Origin of the sequence: Tenacibaculum sp. Bg11-29 (assembly GCF_002836595.1) — a bacterium.
Classification (GTDB): domain Bacteria; phylum Bacteroidota; class Bacteroidia; order Flavobacteriales; family Flavobacteriaceae; genus Polaribacter.
Genome location: NZ_PJBB01000003.1, coordinates 3,783,596 through 3,805,698, shown reverse-complemented (window position 1 = coordinate 3,805,698; position 22,103 = coordinate 3,783,596). Strand labels below are relative to the sequence as shown.

Below are 22,103 nucleotides of genomic sequence, written 5' to 3'. Positions count from 1 at the left end.
ACATAATTAATCCCCATAGAAAGATGATGAAAAAAATACTTATTATAGTAACGTTACTACTTCTGGTAGTATCAGTTCAGGCTCAAAAAAATACACGTCCAGAAAAACCAATTTTAGAAAAAATAGTTGGTAAAAGCTTAAGGCCAGACGTGCCATTTACAAATCGTTTAGGTAGTGGAGGTATTAATGTAAGAGGAGATATCACTTTTATTGCCAATAATATTTTAAATAGATCTGATGCTAGTAATTCACCTAATGTACCATATAATGGTAATTCAGGGAATGGTGGTTTGTTTATGGATTATATAGATGTTGATAGTGATAATTCAACATTTTCATCTTCTAGAGCTGGCTTAACATTACCTACATGTTCAAGAGTTGTTTATGCAGGTTTGTATTGGGGAGCTGTATATCCATATGAAACATGGGCAAATCAAGAAACTAGAAGTAATCAATTTAATAGAATTAAATTTAAATTACCAGGGGATGTTAATTATAGAAATATTACTGGAGCGCCTATTTATACAGGTGGTACAGCTACTCAAAGACCTTATGTTTGTTACAGTGATGTAACGAGTATAGTTGCCGGTTTGGGCACAGGAGTAAATGGTGATTATTTTGCTGCAAATATTAGATCTGTAGTAGGAAATGATCCTAATGGTTTAGGAGGTGCTGCGGGATGGACAATGGTAGTGATTTATGAAAATGAAACACTATCAAGCAAAAATATTTCTCTTTTTGATGGTTTCTCAACCATAAACGGTACTACAAATGCTACAATTTCTTATACTGGGTTTAATACAATTCCTGTTGGACCTGTAAGAGCAAAGGTTTTAGTTGCAGCATTAGAAGGAGATCGAGCAATTAATGGAGATAGTTTTCAAATACAAGATACGGGCGGTACTTATGTAGATCAATCTACACCAGTTGTAAATCCTTCAACTCTAGGTTGGGTATTGGACCCTGTTTTTGGTTGGCAATGGAGAGCTTCATTTAATTTTTTTAATGGTTCTGTTAGTGAGTATGATGCTTATTTAACCGATAGGACCCCTGCCAGTCAAAATACATTAGGGTTTGATGTTGATTTATATAATTTGAACAATAGTGGGAATAGTGTTATTGGGAATAATCAAACAAGTGCAAGTTTACGATTTACAACTAGTGGTGATGTTTACTGGCCCTTTTTAAACGCTTTAGCTGTAGAAATAATAGAACCTAAAATTCAATTAATAAAAACGATTGAAGATGCTGCAGGAAATCCTGTACCTCCAAATATGGGAGTTGATTTTGGTGATGAAATATTTTATTCAATAAAGTTTCAAAATGTAGGAACCGATAATGCTTTAAATACAGAATTAATAGATTTACTTCCAACAAATGTAGATTTAATAGAGTCAGATATAATACTACCAACAGGCTTAACAGCAGCAGACTATACATATACACCACCTGCTATAGGGAACGGATTTAGAGGGGAGTTAAGGTTTAATATTCCTAATAGTATGGTTACTGAAAATGGTGCTGAATATGAAATTAAATTAAAAGTACAAGTTGTATCGAGCTGTAATGATTTAAGAGATGTTTGTTCTAATGTAATTATGAATCAGGCATTTGCCAACTATGATAGTGATGAAGGAGGAACACCTAGAGTTATTAATGAACCAAGTTTTTCTGGAGTTGATGCATGTAATTTAGGTGCTGTAGGTACCTCAAATTTTTTAATAGATACTTCTGGTTGTACGTTTGAAAGAACACAAATATTATGTGGTGCAAGTACTGATTTAGTTGCAGGAGCTGGTTTCGCATCTTATTCGTGGGAGAATACAAATAACCTTGGAGTTGTAATAGGAACAAATCAAATTTTAACAGTTACTCAAGGAGGTACTTATATTGTTACTAAAACGGTTCCAAATAATTCACCTGCTGGGTGTGTAAGTACTACTGAAACTGTACATGTAACGGCTTTTAATACTGTAACAAATCCTTTAATACCTTTTGTCGATCAAGTTTTAAATTCATGTCCTAATAATATTGAACTAGCTGAAATTTATTTATGTGGTAATGCAGGTTCGAGAGATATAAATTTACCTTTTGTAGTTCCTCCTGTAGGTGTAATAGGTACAACAGTAAGATGGTTTGAGTTAGTATCTTGTCCTAACCCAACAACAATAACTGGTTGTGCAAATGTAGATTCAGGTTGTAGTTGGACAGATTTAGGAACAGATTTTTCAAAAACGTTTACAGCTGCAGGTCAATATAAATTAGAAGTTTTATATGATGGACAGTGTCCTAAAACTTATTATTTTAATGTCTATAATGATCCATTAACCCCTACAATTGTAAAAGAAGATCTTATTTGTGGTGATTCAGCAGATATAGTTATTAATAATATACCAAACGGATACGAATATAGCTTAACAGGTCCTGGTGGATTTAACGCGCCTTTTCAGACGAGTAATACTTTTACCGTAACAGCACCAGGAGATTATAATTTATCTATTAGATTAGCAAACGGATCTACAGCAACATGTATTTATACATTTCCTGCAATAAACATTCAAGAAACAACAATTGCTCTTAATGTTACAACAACTAATATGCAATGTGCAAATGAACCTGCACAAATTAGAACTCAAGTAAGTGGGGCACCAGGAGATTATACATATGTTTTAACACAAGGAGCAAGTATAATTGCAACAGAAGGTCCTACTGCGAATAATGATTTTACTTTTAATGTAACTGATGGGGGTAATTATACTGTAACTGTATCTGTACCTAATGTTTTATGTATAGCATCAGAAGATATTGTTATTACTGAACCTGATGAACTTAATTTAACAGCAATACCAACAAAAGATATATCATGTTTAGGTGGAACTTCTAATGGAATTATAACTTTAAATCCTACTGGAGGTGTTTTAAGTGGATCTGACGTTTATTCTTTTGCTATTTGGTCTAAGGATGGAACACCTTTGTATGCTAATATATCAGATATTCCTGCAACAGCTTATTTCACAAACACCACACATCAAGTTATTAACGGTCAAGAAGGGGTTTATACCTTTATTGTAGTTGATAGTAATAATTGTACTACTATTTCAACTCCAGTAACAATTAATGTTGAACCAGAATTACAATTTAATCATACTGCAACTAACATTTCATGTAATGGATTGACAGATGGTAGTATTAATGTTAATGTAGTTGGTAGTGATTTAGGTTTTTCTCCTATAGAATATAGTATAAATGGAGCCGGAGGCCCTTGGAACACTACAGGTGTATTTAACAATTTGTCAGCAAATCCTAATTATACGATAACAATAAGAGCATCAAAAACAGGTTATCAATGTGATTATGAGATTACTAATATAGCAATTACAGAACCCTCACCACTTACTGGTGGTGATGTAGTCGGAACCGATTATGAGTGTAATACTGCTGGAAATACAATTTTAGGAACTTTAACCTTTACACCACCAACAGGAGGAAGTGGAGCATATACTTATTATTATAAACTTTCTACAGATGCTACTTTCATTGCAGTCACAGGAGTATCAGTATCAGGATTAGTATCAGGTACTTATAATGTGAAAGTTGAGGATGCGAGAGGTTGTGAAAGAAATTTAACAGATGTTGTTATAGATCCGATACCTGGTGCACCAACACTTAACCATTCTATAGAATATAATTGTGAAGGGGAAGGAACAATAACAGTAACTCCTTTTAACGCAACATATAGTTATACTTTAGATGGTGGAACACCTCAAACAGGAGTAAATGCAAACATATTTGCTAATACTGCAGTTGGAAATCATATAATTAGAGTAAACTACTTTGGTAATTGTAGATTAGATTTACCTGTAACAGTTCAACCAGGAAATATTTTTTCAGGGAGTATTGATCGTTGGTCAGATAGTGAATGTTTTGGGGCAGATAACGGAACAATAACAATAGGAGCAACTAATGTTGTTGGAACAACTTTTGAATACTCGACTGACGGAGGAACGACATGGTCAGCTACATCTGACAATCCATATAGAGTAATTGGTTTAGCTGCGGATACTTATAATGTATTTATTAGAGAGACAGATGGAGGAAAAACATGTGTCATAGATTTAGGAAATGTAGTAATAACTCAACCAGATGAATTAACATTATCAGCTTCAGCAACTCAAATACCAACATGTGTACTACCATCAACAGGTACAATTACAGCTGTAGCATCAGGAGGAGTACCTCCATATGAATTTAGCATAGATAATGGTGCCTCATGGCAAAATTCTCCAATATTTTCAAACGTACCAGCAAGAGCTACTGATTATATTGTTATGATTCGTGATAGTAGAAACTGTAATGAATGCGGTTGTACTTCAAATTTATTTGAAAATGGAAGTTTTGAATTACCTGCTAGAACAGGAAGAACCTTTAGAATATATAATGAAAACAATGTTCCAGGTTGGGATTCTACAGCAAGTGATAATAGAATAGAAATATGGTATAATAATTTTAATGGAGTACCAGCTCATGATGGAGTAGCTCATGCAGAATTAAATGCAAATTTAGAATCTTCATTATTTCAAGAGTATTGTACGCAACCAGGTGATGTAATAAGTTGGTCTGTTGCACATAGAGGTAGATCTGGTACAGATGTAGCAACTGTTAAAATAGGAGATGATTTAGCAACTGCTTCTGTAGTAGAAACAATGTCAGATGGAAGAACTGCTTGGGGAGTATATTCAGGAACTTATACTGTACCAGTAGGTCAATCAACAACTGTTATTGCTTTTGATGCTGTATCTACTGCAAGTGGAAGTATAAGTGTCGGTAATTTTATTGATGATGTTAAAATTACGATAGCTAGAAATAATTGTATACCAGTTAGTATTCCATTAATAGCACCAACACCAGTTGCTTTTACAGTAACACCAGAGGTTTGTTATGATGGAACAAATGGAACATTAACAGTAAACGTAACAACTGGTAATGGTAATTACATATATAGTTTAGATGGCGGAACAACAACACAAACATCAAATGTATTTACAGGATTAACGGATGGTACTTATAATGTAACCGTTACAGATGGTTTATCATGTACAATACCTGCAGTATCAGCAACAATTAACCCACAAATAACAGCGACTGTTGTACCAACAAATGAGATTTGTAGTGCATTAGGACAGATAGCCATTACACCAATTGGAGGAGATGGAAACTACCAATATGTAGTAACACCATTAGCACCAACAGTTGGAGCAGTAATAACCACAACAACAAGTCCAATAAATGTAGCGGCAGGAACTTATAGTGTAAGTGTAAGAGACCAAGGAGGCGCAGTTGGATATTGTGAATATTCAGAAAATGTAACAATAACAAGAATAGCAGATCCTACAGTAGTAGTAACGGCTGTGCAACCAGATTGTAGTGGAGGCACTGGAACTGTTAATATTGCAATAAGTAATGGAACTTCAAATTATACAACAACATTAACACTTCAAGGAGCACCAGGAACAGTTCATACGTTTGGACCTTCATCAGATGCTGCAATTTCTTTTGGAACATTAGCCGAAGGAACTTATGATGTTTTAGTTACGGATGCAAATGGATGTACGAATCCATTACCAGAGACGGTAATAATAACCGCACCAAATGCAATAGCTGGAGACTCAAGACAATCACAAGATTATACATGTCTTCAATTAGGAGAAATTACAGTAGAGAATGTAGTAGGAGGAACACCACCTTATACATATACATTAGATGATGGAATTACTACGACAACACACACTACAGATACTGTAACTTTTGATCATGTATTTACAGGATTAACAGATGGAAGTTATACGGTAACAATAAGCGATGTAAATACATGTAATTTTGTAACAACACCAGCAGTTGTTATACCAGCATTACCAACAGCACCAGGATTAACAAGTGCAGTAGCTTATAATTGTGATGGGACAGGAAATATTACAATAACAGCTTTACCAGCAGGAGTATATAATTATACTTTAGGAGCAACAACAAATACGACAGGTATTTTCAATGATTTATCAGATGGTACTTATACAGTAACCGTTGATTATGGAAGTGATTGTACGGTAGATGTTGTAAACATTACGATTTTAGATAATCAAGAATTTACAGCAGTAGTAACAAATCAAACGAATCCTGTTTGTATTGGAGATACCAATGGAACAATAGAGGTTACGGCTTCATTTCCATCAACAGTACCAACAGATTTTGATTATTCATTAGATGGTGGAGGAACTTGGATTGCATCAGGAGCAAATCCATTTACGATTCCGAATTTAGATAACATTACTTATAACATTTTAGTAAAACCAACAGGGGCACCAGTCACAGATTGTAACATTACGTTAGATCCAGTTGTTTTATCAGATCCATCACCAATAGTCGTTGCAGCAACAGTAACAAAAGATATTACATGTGATGCAGATCCTACTTTAGATGGAGCAACAATAACAATAACACCAACGACATCAGGAGGAAACGGAGCAGCATATACATATGAATTATTTGATAATGCAACGGCAACCGGAGCAGCAGTTCAAACAGGCGCACCATTTACAGATATTGATATAGCTGGAGATTATTGGGTTGTAGCAATAGATGTAGAAAGTTGTCGTTCGATACCAGTTCTAGTAAATGTACCAGATAAAGTTGTATTAGCTTTTACAGTAACACCAGAGGTTTGTTATGATGGAACAAACGGAACATTAACTGTAAATATAACAACTGGTAATGGTAATTATTTATACAGCTTAGATGGTGGAACAACTACACAGGCATCAAATATATTTACAGGATTAACAGATGGTACCTATAATGTAACCGTTATAGATGGTTTTGAATGTACGACAACCGAACCAGCAACAATTAACCCACAAATAACAGCGACTGTTGTACTAACAAATGAGATTTGTAGTGCATTAGGACAGATAGCCATTACACCAATTGGAGGAGATGGAAACTACCAGTATGTAGTAACACCATTAGCACCAACAGTTGGAGCAGTAATAACCACAACAACAAGTCCAATAAATGTAGCGGCAGGAACTTATAGTGTAAGTGTAAGAGACCAAGGAGGCGCAGTTGGATATTGTGAATATTCAGAAAATGTAACAATAACAAGAATAGCAGATCCTACAGTAGTAGTAACGGCTGTGCAACCAGATTGTAGTGGAGGCACTGGAACTGTTAATATTGCAATAAGTAATGGAACTTCAAATTATACAACAACATTAACACTTCAAGGAGCACCAGGAACAGTTCATACGTTTGGACCTTCATCAGATGCTGCAATTTCTTTTGGAACATTAGCCGAAGGAACTTATGATGTTTTAGTTACGGATGCAAATGGATGTACGAATCCATTACCAGAGACGGTAATAATAACCGCACCAAATGCAATAGCTGGAGACTCAAGACAATCACAAGATTATACATGTCTTCAATTAGGAGAAATTACAGTAGAGAATGTAGTAGGAGGAACACCACCTTATACATATACATTAGATGATGGAATTACTACGACAACACACACTACAGATACTGTAACTTTTGATCATGTATTTACAGGATTAACAGATGGAAGTTATACGGTAACAATAAGCGATGTAAATACATGTAATTTTGTAACAACACCAGCAGTTGTTATACCAGCATTACCAACAGCACCAGGATTAACAAGTGCAGTAGCTTATAATTGTGATGGGACAGGAAATATTACAATAACAGCTTTACCAGCAGGAGTATATAATTATACTTTAGGAGCAACAACAAATACGACAGGTATTTTCAATGATTTATCAGATGGTACTTATACAGTAACCGTTGATTATGGAAGTGATTGTACGGTAGATGTTGTAAACATTACGATTTTAGATAATCAAGAATTTACAGCAGTAGTAACAAATCAAACGAATCCTGTTTGTATTGGAGATACCAATGGAACAATAGAGGTTACGGCTTCATTTCCATCAACAGTACCAACAGATTTTGATTATTCATTAGATGGTGGAGGAACTTGGATTGCATCAGGAGCAAATCCATTTACGATTCCGAATTTAGATAACATTACTTATAACATTTTAGTAAAACCAACAGGGGCACCAGTCACAGATTGTAACATTACGTTAGATCCAGTTGTTTTATCAGATCCATCACCAATAGTCGTTGCAGCAACAGTAACAAAAGATATTACATGTGATGCAGATCCTACTTTAGATGGAGCAACAATAACAATAACACCAACGACATCAGGAGGAAACGGAGCAGCATATACATATGAATTATTTGATAATGCAACGGCAACCGGAGCAGCAGTTCAAACAGGCGCACCATTTACAGATATTGATATAGCTGGAGATTATTGGGTTGTAGCAATAGATGTAGAAAGTTGTCGTTCGATACCAGTTCTAGTAAATGTACCAGATAAAGTTGTATTAGCTTTTACAGTAACACCAGAGGTTTGTTATGATGGAACAAACGGAACATTAACTGTAAATATAACAACTGGTAATGGTAATTATTTATACAGCTTAGATGGTGGAACAACTACACAGGCATCAAATATATTTACAGGATTAACAGATGGTACCTATAATGTAACCGTTATAGATGGTTTTGAATGTACGACAACCGAACCAGCAACAATTAACCCACAAATAACAGCGACTGTTGTACTAACAAATGAGATTTGTAGTGCATTAGGACAGATAGCCATTACACCAATTGGAGGAGATGGAAACTACCAGTATGTAGTAACACCATTAGCACCAACAGTTGGAGCAGTAATAACCACAACAACAAGTCCAATAAATGTAGCGGCAGGAACTTATAGTGTAAGTGTAAGAGACCAAGGAGGCGCAGTTGGATATTGTGAATATTCAGAAAATGTAACAATAACAAGAATAGCAGATCCTACAGTAGTAGTAACGGCTGTGCAACCAGATTGTAGTGGAGGCACTGGAACTGTTAATATTGCAATAAGTAATGGAACTTCAAATTATACAACAACATTAACACTTCAAGGAGCACCAGGAACAGTTCATACGTTTGGACCTTCATCAGATGCTGCAATTTCTTTTGGAACATTAGCCGAAGGAACTTATGATGTTTTAGTTACGGATGCAAATGGATGTACGAATCCATTACCAGAGACGGTAATAATAACCGCACCAAATGCAATAGCTGGAGACTCAAGACAATCACAAGATTATACATGTCTTCAATTAGGAGAAATTACAGTAGAGAATGTAGTAGGAGGAACACCACCTTATACATATACATTAGATGATGGAATTACTACGACAACACACACTACAGATACTGTAACTTTTGATCATGTATTTACAGGATTAACAGATGGAAGTTATACGGTAACAATAAGCGATGTAAATACATGTAATTTTGTAACAACACCAGCAGTTGTTATACCAGCATTACCAACAGCACCAGGATTAACAAGTGCAGTAGCTTATAATTGTGATGGGACAGGAAATATTACAATAACAGCTTTACCAGCAGGAGTATATAATTATACTTTAGGAGCAACAACAAATACGACAGGTATTTTCAATGATTTATCAGATGGTACTTATACAGTAACCGTTGATTATGGAAGTGATTGTACGGTAGATGTTGTAAACATTACGATTTTAGATAATCAAGAATTTACAGCAGTAGTAACAAATCAAACGAATCCTGTTTGTATTGGAGATACCAATGGAACAATAGAGGTTACGGCTTCATTTCCATCAACAGTACCAACAGATTTTGATTATTCATTAGATGGTGGAGGAACTTGGATTGCATCAGGAGCAAATCCATTTACGATTCCGAATTTAGATAACATTACTTATAACATTTTAGTAAAACCAACAGGGGCACCAGTCACAGATTGTAACATTACGTTAGATCCAGTTGTTTTATCAGATCCATCACCAATAGTCGTTGCAGCAACAGTAACAAAAGATATTACATGTGATGCAGATCCTACTTTAGATGGAGCAACAATAACAATAACACCAACGACATCAGGAGGAAACGGAGCAGCATATACATATGAATTATTTGATAATGCAACGGCAACCGGAGCAGCAGTTCAAACAGGCGCACCATTTACAGATATTGATATAGCTGGAGATTATTGGGTTGTAGCAATAGATGTAGAAAGTTGTCGTTCGACACCATTTTTAATAAATGTACCAGTTAGAGAAGCTATAATTTTCACAGCAGTTCCACAATGTTATGACGGAGTTAATGGTATTATTGATGTAAACATAACGAATGGTAATGGTACTTATGAATATAGTTTAGATGGAGCAACATGGCAAACACCAACTCCAGCTAACGCAACTTCTTTTAGTATTACAGGTTTATCTAACATAGGCTACACAGTAAGTATTAGAGATATTGCTGGTTGTATAGAAACAGCAGCTGTTACAATAAATAATACATTAGTAGCAACAGCTATACCAACAAATGCTAGTTGTGTACCATTAGGAAGTCCTACGGGGCAAATAGAAGTATTTCCAACAGGAGGATCTACGATAGGTTACGAATTTTCAGCAGTAATTGATGGTAGTGTTGCAGGAGTATTTTCAACAACAAATCCAATTACTAATTTAGCAGCAGGTACTTATGATATATATGTAAGAGATGATGCAAATTGTGAATTCATAATCCAAGATGTAGTAATTGAGCAAATAACACCAGTAGCAATTACAATAACAGGTAATCAGCCAACTTGTAACGGAAGAACAGGAAGTATTAAAGGCGTAATTACTGTAAACACAGGTCAATCACCACATATTATTACTATTGCAGATAGTGGTGGTATTATAGTAGCAAGAACTTTAACAGGTTTTATTGGTACAGGTTTTAGTTTTGATAATTTACCAGCAGAAACATATACAGTAGAAATCACAGATGATTTAGGATGTACAGATAGTCAAAGTGTAACACTAACTGATCCACCTGCATTAACAATTTCAATTGTTCCAGAAAGACCTATTTGTGGTACACCATTTGCTTTAGGAACAAATGAAACTTTATTCGGATATGATTTTACAGGTTTTCCTACAATTTCAGCACCAAATAAACTACAGTTTAGTGTTGATAATGGAGTAACATGGCAAGACAGTCCTATTTTTAGAGGAACTGATGGGAGTCCAGATTTTAATTATGGAACAGTAACTTTTCCTGCTATTAGAATTACTGATATAGCAACAGAATTGATAACCTATTGCTTTAACAGTATAGGCTCTTATACAATGCCTTTTGAAGTAAGTCCTTTAGTAGTGAATGTTACTACTAATTCGGCAGATTGTACTACAGGAGCAGAAGCAGTAGTAAATGTTTCAGGAGGTGTTGGAAATTATCAATATACTTATAATACAATACAAGTAGCACCTGGTCCTAGTGGATGGCAACCTGCAGGTATTGGTACTGCTGCAACTACTTATACATTTAATGGGTTAACTCCAGGGAGAACTTATTATTTCTTTGTTAAAGATTTAGGAGATAATGATTGTGTAAAAGTAGATGATACTTTTATTATTGATATTGATGTAGTAATAACACCTTCAATTCTAAGTGAATCTTGTAATGGAGGAAATACTGGTAGTTTACAGTTTGATATTGATGATACTACATCAAATTTACTTACAGGAGGTGTTCCAGCAATTAATTGGGAGCTTTTTAGTCTTAACGTTGTTACAGGAGTCTCTACTTCAGTAGAAACAGGAACACAAGGTAGTTTAGCACCGATATTGCCAGCTGGAAACGGAACTCTTTCTCCTGGAACTTATTATTTAGAGATAGAGAATAATGCAGGAACATGTACTTTTGCGAGTCCAAACATAGAGATATTAGAAACTGCACCAATAAATGCAACCTTAACAGTAGTAAGTGATATAACATGTAGTACTAATGGGGTTATAAGTATAAACGCTACAGGGGGAATAGAACCGTATACATATTCAGTAGCTTCTTCTGTTAACTTCCTTCCTGCAGATGCTATAGTTTCAGGAACAACTATTGAGTTTGCTTATGCAGATGTAACAAATCCTACTTTAGATGTTACAGGAATTAATATAACAATAACAGATAGTAATGGTAATAGTTGTACAACAACAGTAGGACCAGAATCTCTCGTCGTCGGTCAATTACCTAATGTTATAAGTAGTACGCCAAATAGTTGTGGTGTTAATAAAACAATTACCACGAGAGTTAATAGCGGAACAGGCCCTTATCAGTTCTCAGTAGATGCTGGAGCATTCAGTAGCTTAGTCGTATTAGATGGAGGTTTAGGATATGCTGAGTTTATTGCTGAAAACTTAACACCAGGTAATCATATTATAACAGTAAGAGATGCTAGTGGGTGTACAGTTACTACAAATGCTGATATACAACCAAGTTTAGAGTATACTGTAACATCAACCAAAAACTTAACATGCGATACTCCATCTCCAGCAGATGAAGCAACATATGATGTAAATGTAACTAGTGGTAGTGGTATATATACTTACGAAGTAACAGGTACTGTTAGTGGAGTAGTAGTAACAGCAGGAACCGCTCTACCAAGTAATCCATTTACTTTTAGCACAGCTGTTGCAGATGATTATACAATAATAATAACAGATACAGCTGAAACACCTAACTGTACGTTAACAAAAACATTTATAGTACAACCAGCCTTACAGCCAGTTTTTACGACAAGTGTAGTTGATGCGACGTGTGATGGTTCAGCAAACGGAAGTATTGGAGTTTCAGTAACGGTAGGTTTAACGCCATATGTTTATAGTATTGTTAAAACAGATTTACCAGTTTTAGGAGCCGGATTAGCAACATGGGATGCAACAAGCAATTCATTTATAGATGTACCAGCGGGAACATATACTGTAACAGTTTCGGGAGATAATGGATGTTCTACAGACGAATTAAATATCGTAGTAGATGATAATCCATTATTAACAGTAACAGCCCCATTAGACGTTCAGTTTGCATGTGCAGCGAATACAAATACAGTAAACAATGCGACATTAAGTATAAATGCACTAGATACTTTTGGAGTATCAGGAGGAACTACGGTATATTCTACAGTAAGACTTTACCATGACGTACTAGGAGATAATCCAGCAGATAACTCAACCAATAGAGCAGATGATGTTGAAGTAACGACAGTAACAGTAACAGGTACAGATCATGTATTTATAATAACAGATGTTGCAGGAGGATCTTATTATGTAGAAGTAGTAGATAGTGCAAGTTGTATGTCATTATCAGCATCAACAATAATTAATGCATTTGATGCTATTACTGATATTACAATTACTCAAGCAAAAGCAATTGATTGTACAACAGGAGATAATATCACTGTTAAAACATTAACAGATATTTCAAATGTTACTTATAACATTATAAGTGCACCAGCAGGTTATGTAGGATCAACAGTTGAATTAGTAGCATTAGGTACAAGTTCAGCAAGTTTTACAGATTTACCAACAGGAACTTATGAGATAACAGCAACACACCCAGTAACAGGTTGTGTATTCACAAAAGAATATACAGTAGATGCTGAACCAGCCTTTACAGCAATCGCAAATAACCCACAAACCACCTGTTTCGGAGTAAGTGGTGGAAGTATTGATGTAAGTTTTGATGTAAGTACACCATATACCTTAGGTTATGATTATGAAGTATTAACATCAGCAGGAGCCTCTTTAGTACCAGCAGTAACAGGAAGTGGAGTTGGAAATGTAACAGAAACGATAGCAGGTTTACCAGCAGGAACATATTATGTATCAATTAATATGAGTCCAAATACACCATTCTGTACGATTCAGACAAATGAATTTACAATAGTAGAGCCTACTGCAATTTTATCAGTAAGCGGAATAGTAGATCCAGGAGTAAGTTGTACAGGAATTTCAGATGCAACAATTACAGCAACAGGAGCAGATGGATTTGGCGGATATACATATCAGTTAGAAGTAACAGGAGCACCAAACGTTCCTTATAGAGCAGGAGATGTTTTTGCAACGAACTTAAATAACAATGTATTTACAGGTTTACCAGCAGGAAATTACACAATACGAGTACGTGATGTAAATGGATGTGAAGGAGCATCGGCAGATGTTGTAGTAGCAGCTCCAGTAGCAGTAACGTTTGGAGTTACAGAATTAGATAATTCATGTGATACCAGTGTAGGCGGAAGTATCGAAGTAACAGCAGCAGGAGGAACAGGAAGCTATACATATGTATTAACAAATAGTGGCGGAGTAGAAGTAGGAAATACAGGAGTAATAACAACTACGACACATACTTTTGCTAATTTATCAGCAGAAGTTTATACAGTAAGTGTAACCGATTCAAACGGATGTGCTGCACCAGCAGGAGCAGCGATAACGATAAGTGAAGATTTAGTATTTAGTTTAGCAACGACTAAAGATTTAACATGTTCAGCACCAACAGCAGGAACAGTTGTTATCACAGTAGCATCAGGATCTAACAATTATACTTATGAAGTCGCAGGACCAGTAGGATTTACAGCAATTCCAGCCGGATCAGCATTTATAAGTGGTCAAACATTTAGTCCAACAGTTACAGGTACTTATACAGTAACAGTAACAGATGAAGATGCATCACCAGCAGCCTGTCCAGTAGTAAGAACTATTGATATTGCAGCAGCATTACAACCAGTGTTTACGACAAGTGTAGTAGATGTGACCTGTAACGGAGGCGCAAACGGAAGTATAGCAGTTTCAGTAACAACAGGATTAACGCCATATACTTATAGTATTATTCAAACAGCCGGAGCAGGATTATTAGCAGGTCAAGCAACATGGGATGCAGCAAGCAGTTCATTTATAGCTGTACCAGCGGGAACCTATACAGTAACAGTTGAAGGTGATAATGGCTGTTCTACAGATGAGCTAAATATATTAGTAGAAGACAATCCATTATTAACGGTAACGGCACCATTAGATGTTCAATTTGCTTGTGCTGCGAATACAAATAATGTACAGAATGCGACATTAAGTATAAATGCACTAGATGGATCAGGAGTATCAGGAGGATCTACGGTATATTCAACGGTAAGACTTTACCATGATGTACTAGGAGATAACCCAGCAGATAACTCAACCAATAGAGCAGATGATGTTGAAGTAACGACAGTAACAGTAACAGGTACAGATCATGTATTTATAATAACAGATGTTGCAGGAGGATCTTATTATGTAGAAGTAGTAGATAGTGCAAGTTGTATGTCATTATCAGCATCAACAATAATTAATGCATTTGATGCTATTACTGATATTACAATTACTCAAGCAAAAGCAATTGATTGTACAACAGGAGATAATATCACTGTTAAAACATTAACAGATATTTCAAATGTTACTTATAACATTATAAGTGCACCAGCAGGTTATGTAGGATCAACAGTTGAATTAGTAGCATTAGGTACAAGTTCAGCAAGTTTTACAGATTTACCAACAGGAACTTATGAGATAACAGCAACACACCCAGTAACAGGTTGTGTATTCACAAAAGAATATACAGTAGATGCTGAACCAGCCTTTACAGCAATCGCAAATAACCCACAAACCACCTGTTTCGGAGTAAGTGGTGGAAGTATTGATGTAAGTTTTGATGTAAGTACACCATATACCTTAGGTTATGATTATGAAGTATTAACATCAGCAGGAGCCTCTTTAGTACCAGCAGTAACAGGAAGTGGAGTTGGAAATGTAACAGAAACGATAGCAGGTTTACCAGCAGGAACATATTATGTATCAATTAATATGAGTCCAAATACACCATTCTGTACGATTCAGACAAATGAATTTACAATAGTAGAGCCTACTGCAATTTTATCAGTAAGCGGAATAGTAGATCCAGGAGTAAGTTGTACAGGAATTTCAGATGCAACAATTACAGCAACAGGAGCAGATGGATTTGGCGGATATACATATCAGTTAGAAGTAACAGGAGCACCAAACGTTCCTTATAGAGCAGGAGATGTTTTTGCAACGAACTTAAATAACAATGTATTTACAGGTTTACCAGCAGGAAATTACACAATACGAGTACGTGATGTAAATGGATGTGAAGGAGCATCGGCAGATGTTGTAGTAGCAGCTCCAGTAGCAGTAACGTTTGGAGTTACAGAATTAGATAATTCATGTGATACCAGTGTAGGCGGAAGTATCGAAGTAACAGCAGCAGGAGGAACAGGAAGCTATACATATGTATTAACAAATAGTGGCGGAGTAGAAGTAGGAAATACAGGAGTAATAACAACTACGACACATACTTTTGCTAATTTATCAGCAGAAGTTTATACAGTAAGTGTAACCGATTCAAACGGATGTGCTGCACCAGCAGGAGCAGCGATAACGATAAGTGAAGATTTAGTATTTAGTTTAGCAACGACTAAAGATTTAACATGTTCAGCACCAACAGCAGGAACAGTTGTTATCACAGTAGCATCAGGATCTAACAATTATACTTATGAAGTCGCAGGACCAGTAGGATTTACAGCAATTCCAGCCGGATCAGCATTTATAAGTGGTCAAACATTTAGTCCAACAGTTACAGGTACTTATACAGTAACAGTAACAGATGAAGATGCATCACCAGCAGCCTGTCCAGTAGTAAGAACTATTGATATTGCAGCAGCATTACAACCAGTGTTTACGACAAGTGTAGTAGATGTGACCTGTAACGGAGGCGCAAACGGAAGTATAGCAGTTTCAGTAACAACAGGATTAACGCCATATACTTATAGTATTATTCAAACAGCCGGAGCAGGATTATTAGCAGGTCAAGCAACATGGGATGCAGCAAGCAGTTCATTTATAGCTGTACCAGCGGGAACCTATACAGTAACAGTTGAAGGTGATAATGGCTGTTCTACAGATGAGCTAAATATATTAGTAGAAGACAATCCATTATTAACGGTAACGGCACCATTAGATGTTCAATTTGCTTGTGCTGCGAATACAAATAATGTACAGAATGCGACATTAAGTATAAATGCACTAGATGGATCAGGAGTATCAGGAGGATCTACGGTATATTCAACGGTAAGACTTTACCATGATGTACTAGGAGATAACCCAGCAGATAACTCAACCAATAGAGCAGATGATGTTGAAGTAACGACAGTAACAGTAACAGGTACAGATCATGTATTTATAATAACAGATGTTGCAGGAGGATCTTATTATGTAGAAGTAGTAGATAGTGCAAGTTGTATGTCATTATCAGCATCAACAATAATTAATGCATTTGATGCTATTACTGATATTACAATTACTCAAGCAAAAGCAATTGATTGTACAACAGGAGATAATATCACTGTTAAAACATTAACAGATATTTCAAATGTTACTTATAACATTATAAGTGCACCAGCAGGTTATGTAGGATCAACAGTTGAATTAGTAGCATTAGGTACAAGTTCAGCAAGTTTTACAGATTTACCAACAGGAACTTATGAGATAACAGCAACACACCCAGTAACAGGTTGTGTATTCACAAAAGAATATACAGTAGATGCTGAACCAGCCTTTACAGCAATCGCAAATAACCCACAAACCACCTGTTTCGGAGTAAGTGGTGGAAGTATTGATGTAAGTTTTGATGTAAGTACACCATATACCTTAGGTTATGATTATGAAGTATTAACATCAGCAGGAGCCTCTTTAGTACCAGCAGTAACAGGAAGTGGAGTTGGAAATGTAACAGAAACGATAGCAGGTTTACCAGCAGGAACATATTATGTATCAATTAATATGAGTCCAAATACACCATTCTGTACGATTCAGACAAATGAATTTACAATAGTAGAGCCTACTGCAATTTTATCAGTAAGCGGAATAGTAGATCCAGGAGTAAGTTGTACAGGAATTTCAGATGCAACAATTACAGCAACAGGAGCAGATGGATTTGGCGGATATACATATCAGTTAGAAGTAACAGGAGCACCAAACGTTCCTTATAGAGCAGGAGATGTTTTTGCAACGAACTTAAATAACAATGTATTTACAGGTTTACCAGCAGGAAATTACACAATACGAGTACGTGATGTAAATGGATGTGAAGGAGCATCGGCAGATGTTGTAGTAGCAGCTCCAGTAGCAGTAACGTTTGGAGTTACAGAATTAGATAATTCATGTGATACCAGTGTAGGCGGAAGTATTGAAGTAACAGCAGCAGGAGGAACAGGAAGCTATACATATGTATTAACAAATAGTGGCGGAGTAGAAGTAGGAAATACAGGAGTAATAGCAACTACGACTCATACTTTTGCTAATTTATCAGCAGAAGTTTACACAGTAAGTGTAACCGATTCAAACGGATGTGCTGCACCAGCAGGAGCAGCGATAACGATAAGTGAAGATTTAGTATTTAGTTTAGCAACGACTAAAGATTTAACTTGTTCAATACCAATGGCAGGAACAGTTGTTATCACAGTAGCATCAGGATCTAATAATTACACCTATGAAATTGCAGGTCCAAGCGCAGTAATTGTTGCCGGAACAGCATTTATAAGTGGTCAAACATTTAGTCCAACAGTAGCAGGAACTTATACGGTAACAGTAACAGATGAAGATGCATCACCAGCAGCCTGTCCAGTAGTAAGAACTATTGATATTGCAGCAGCATTACAGCCAATGTTTACAGCTGTGGCAGTTATTGATGATATTTGTAATGGTAGTTCAGATGGTGCAATAACGATGACACCTGTTAATAATGGTATATCACCATTAACTTATACTATAGCTCCAATAGCAGGAACTTTAGATGTTGCAACAAGTACATTTGAAGATTTACCAGCTGGTATTTATACAATTACAGCAACAGGGACTAATGGATGTTCAAGTATTAGAAACGTAACAATTACTGAAAATGCTGATATTGATATTTCTGGAGCAGTTACAATAAGTGAGTTTGGTTGTACAACAGGAAATGAAACAAATAATGCTGTAGTGTCAGTAAATACTGTAGGAGCAGGAGGTACTGGTAATTTTGTAAGAGCAGTATTTGTATATGATAATGGTACACCTGGAGATACCACAGATGATCTTACTCAAGATAGTGGAGTATTTAGTTATACTGTTACAAATGAAGCAGGAGGTCAAATAACAGTTACTGTTTTTGACGATAATAATTGTTCAGACACAATAATAAGAACTATAAACCCTTTTGCAAGAATTACAGGGGTAACAGTTACGTCTCAAAAAGCAATTGATTGTAATAATGGTGAAGATATTATTGCAACATACAGTTCTACAATAGCAATAGCAAATGTAGAGTATAGACTGTATAATGATACAACAGGTTTATTATTGGAACCAATAAGAACAATTGATGGAGATTTCATTAGTTTACTAGCAACAGGAAATTATAGAATTGAAATTGAAAATACTGATACAAATTGTGTATTTACAGAATATTATACTGTAAATGAAACACCAGAATATGAGTTAATAGTTAATAACATTCAAAGAGCTTGTTCTGGAGGTAACGGAAGTGTCGATTTAATTTTTAATCCAAGCACACCATATGTTGATATTTATTCATATGAAGTTTTCAATGTAGGAGGAGTAACAACAGGTCAGATAGGTAATGGTATTGGAAATGCAGTAACAACAATAAATACGTTACCAGGAGGTGATTATTATATTGTTGTAAATATGCCAAATACACCTTTCTGTACAGTTACATCAGGTAATTTTACTATTGAAGAACCAGATAGTGTTCTAACGCTTTCAGAAGAATTAACATACTTAAAATGTAATGTTTTAACTTCTGGAGAAGTTGACTTAACAGCACAAGGAGGTTGGGGAGCTTATGAATATGAATTGATAAATACAACAACAAGTGTTACCATTCAAAACTTTGGTAATAATAATGTAATTACAGGTTTAGAAGCAGGTAACTATCAAGCTACAGTTAGAGATGCTAATAATTGTACAGTAGTGATAACTTTTCAATTAGATCCAGGTACTACAATAACAGGAAGTTATACCGTAACACCTAACGATTGTATTGGAGAGTATACAGCTACAATTGAAGCAATAAATGTTTTAGGGGGGCAATTACAAGATGCACCTATAAATTATATGTATGCTTTAGAATATCCTGACGGAACTAGAACAACAACTCAAGCATCACCAATATTTACTAACCTATCAGCAGGAGTTGGGTATTCAGTAATAGTGTCTGATGGTTATTCTTGTGACGGAAGAGTAGGACCTATTGATATAGTTGATCCAACTAAAACAATTGCATCAGCAAATATTACAGCAGATATTACATGTAATACAACACAGGCAACAGTTGAAGTATCAGGAGCAGGAGGAACAGGGCCTTATGAATTTAGTATTGACGGAGTTAATTTCTTAGCACCAAATGCTGGTCCAAATCATATATTTAGTGTAGGGGCAGGTGAACATCAGTTTTATGTAAGAGATACAGAGTCATGTATTTCAAATCCTAGAATAATAACAATTAGCTCATATATAGGCTTAACTGCAACTTTAGATACAGCATCGGCATTTATAACATGTAACGGAGATGCAAATGCAGTATTAAGTGCAAATGCAGAAAATGGTCTTGGTAATTATGAATACCAATTATTAGATGCATCAGATACTCCAATAGATGGTACTTGGCAAATATCAAATTCATTTTCAAATTTAGATGTAGGAACTTATAAAATTAACGTAAGAAGCACAAAAGGAGGAGAGGTTTGTAGTATTATAACAGGTCAGTATACAATTACTCAACCTCTACCATTAGTTGGAACCGCTGTAGCTACTCAAAATGTAACATGTTTTGGTAGTAATACAGGTATAATTACAGCAACAGGTCAAGAAGGTAATGGAGATTATGAATTCAATATTGTTTCTGAACCAAGTAGTCCTGAATACCCAGAAAACAAATATGTGAAAAATGGTGTATTTGAGAATCTAGGAGCTGGTGTGTATTGGGTAACTGTTAAAGATATTGTAGGTTGTATAAATGCACCTATAAGAGTAGAGATATTGGAACCAGATGAATTAGAAATAAGTTTGGTTAGTGTAACAGAACAAATTTGTTTAAGTAGTCCAACACCAATAATTACTGTTGATGTTCAAGGAGGAACACAGCCTTACTATATTAGTATTAATAATGTTGAGTTCGCAACACCTTATAATCAAAATCAAATAACAATAGGTGCTGCAGCAGGAATTGAAGCAAATACAACATATTTAATTAGTGTAAGAGATAGTGGAGGAGGATGCCCACCAAAATCAATAGCACCATTAACAACCATAGAATCTGTAGATTTAGAATTAACAGTAGATTTTGAATATACTTGTCCGACAGGAAATATAATCAAAGCAATTGTAGCTGATAAGTATAAGAATAACATGTCTTATAGTTTATACCTAGGAGGTGCATTAGTAACAACAAATACAACTGGTGAGTTTATTGATGTAGCCGCAGGTAATGGTTATACTGTTACAGCTACAGATACTGTAACTTCATGTTCAGAAAGTTTAGTGTCAGATCCTATTGATATTGAAGATATTCAAGCGTTAACAATGACAATTGATGATTCTCAGAAAAATAAGTTAATAGCAAATGTAGATTTTGGTTTACCTCCTTATAGTTTTACAGTTGATGGAGTTGACTATGAAGATGAAAATGAAATTGTAATTTTACAAACAAAAGATTATACGATAACGGTAACAGATGCTAGAGGATGTGAAGTAACAATAACTATAGAAGGAGTTTATATAACAATAACTGTATTAAACTTATTTACACCAGATGGTGATGGAGTTAACGATTTTTGGTATCCTTTAGAAGTAGAGAACTACCATAATTTAAAAGTATATATATTTGATAGATATGCCCGTGAAATAACTAAGTTTAGAGGAATGCAACAAGGTTGGGATGGTACCTATGATGGTAAACCATTACCAGCAGGAGATTACTGGTATACTCTTTATTACAATGAATTATCAGGAGAAGAGAAAAAACTAATGGGACACTTTACATTATATAGATAA

General features: G+C 35.4%; 1 protein-coding gene. It reads left to right on the top strand.

Translation table 11 applies throughout. The features are described 5' to 3' along the window. Nucleotides 1–26: 26 nt before the first annotated feature. A complete protein-coding gene (locus tag CXF68_RS17135) occupies nucleotides 27–22,103 on the top strand; it encodes a T9SS type B sorting domain-containing protein (RefSeq protein WP_198553846.1) in 22,077 nt (7,358 codons plus the stop codon).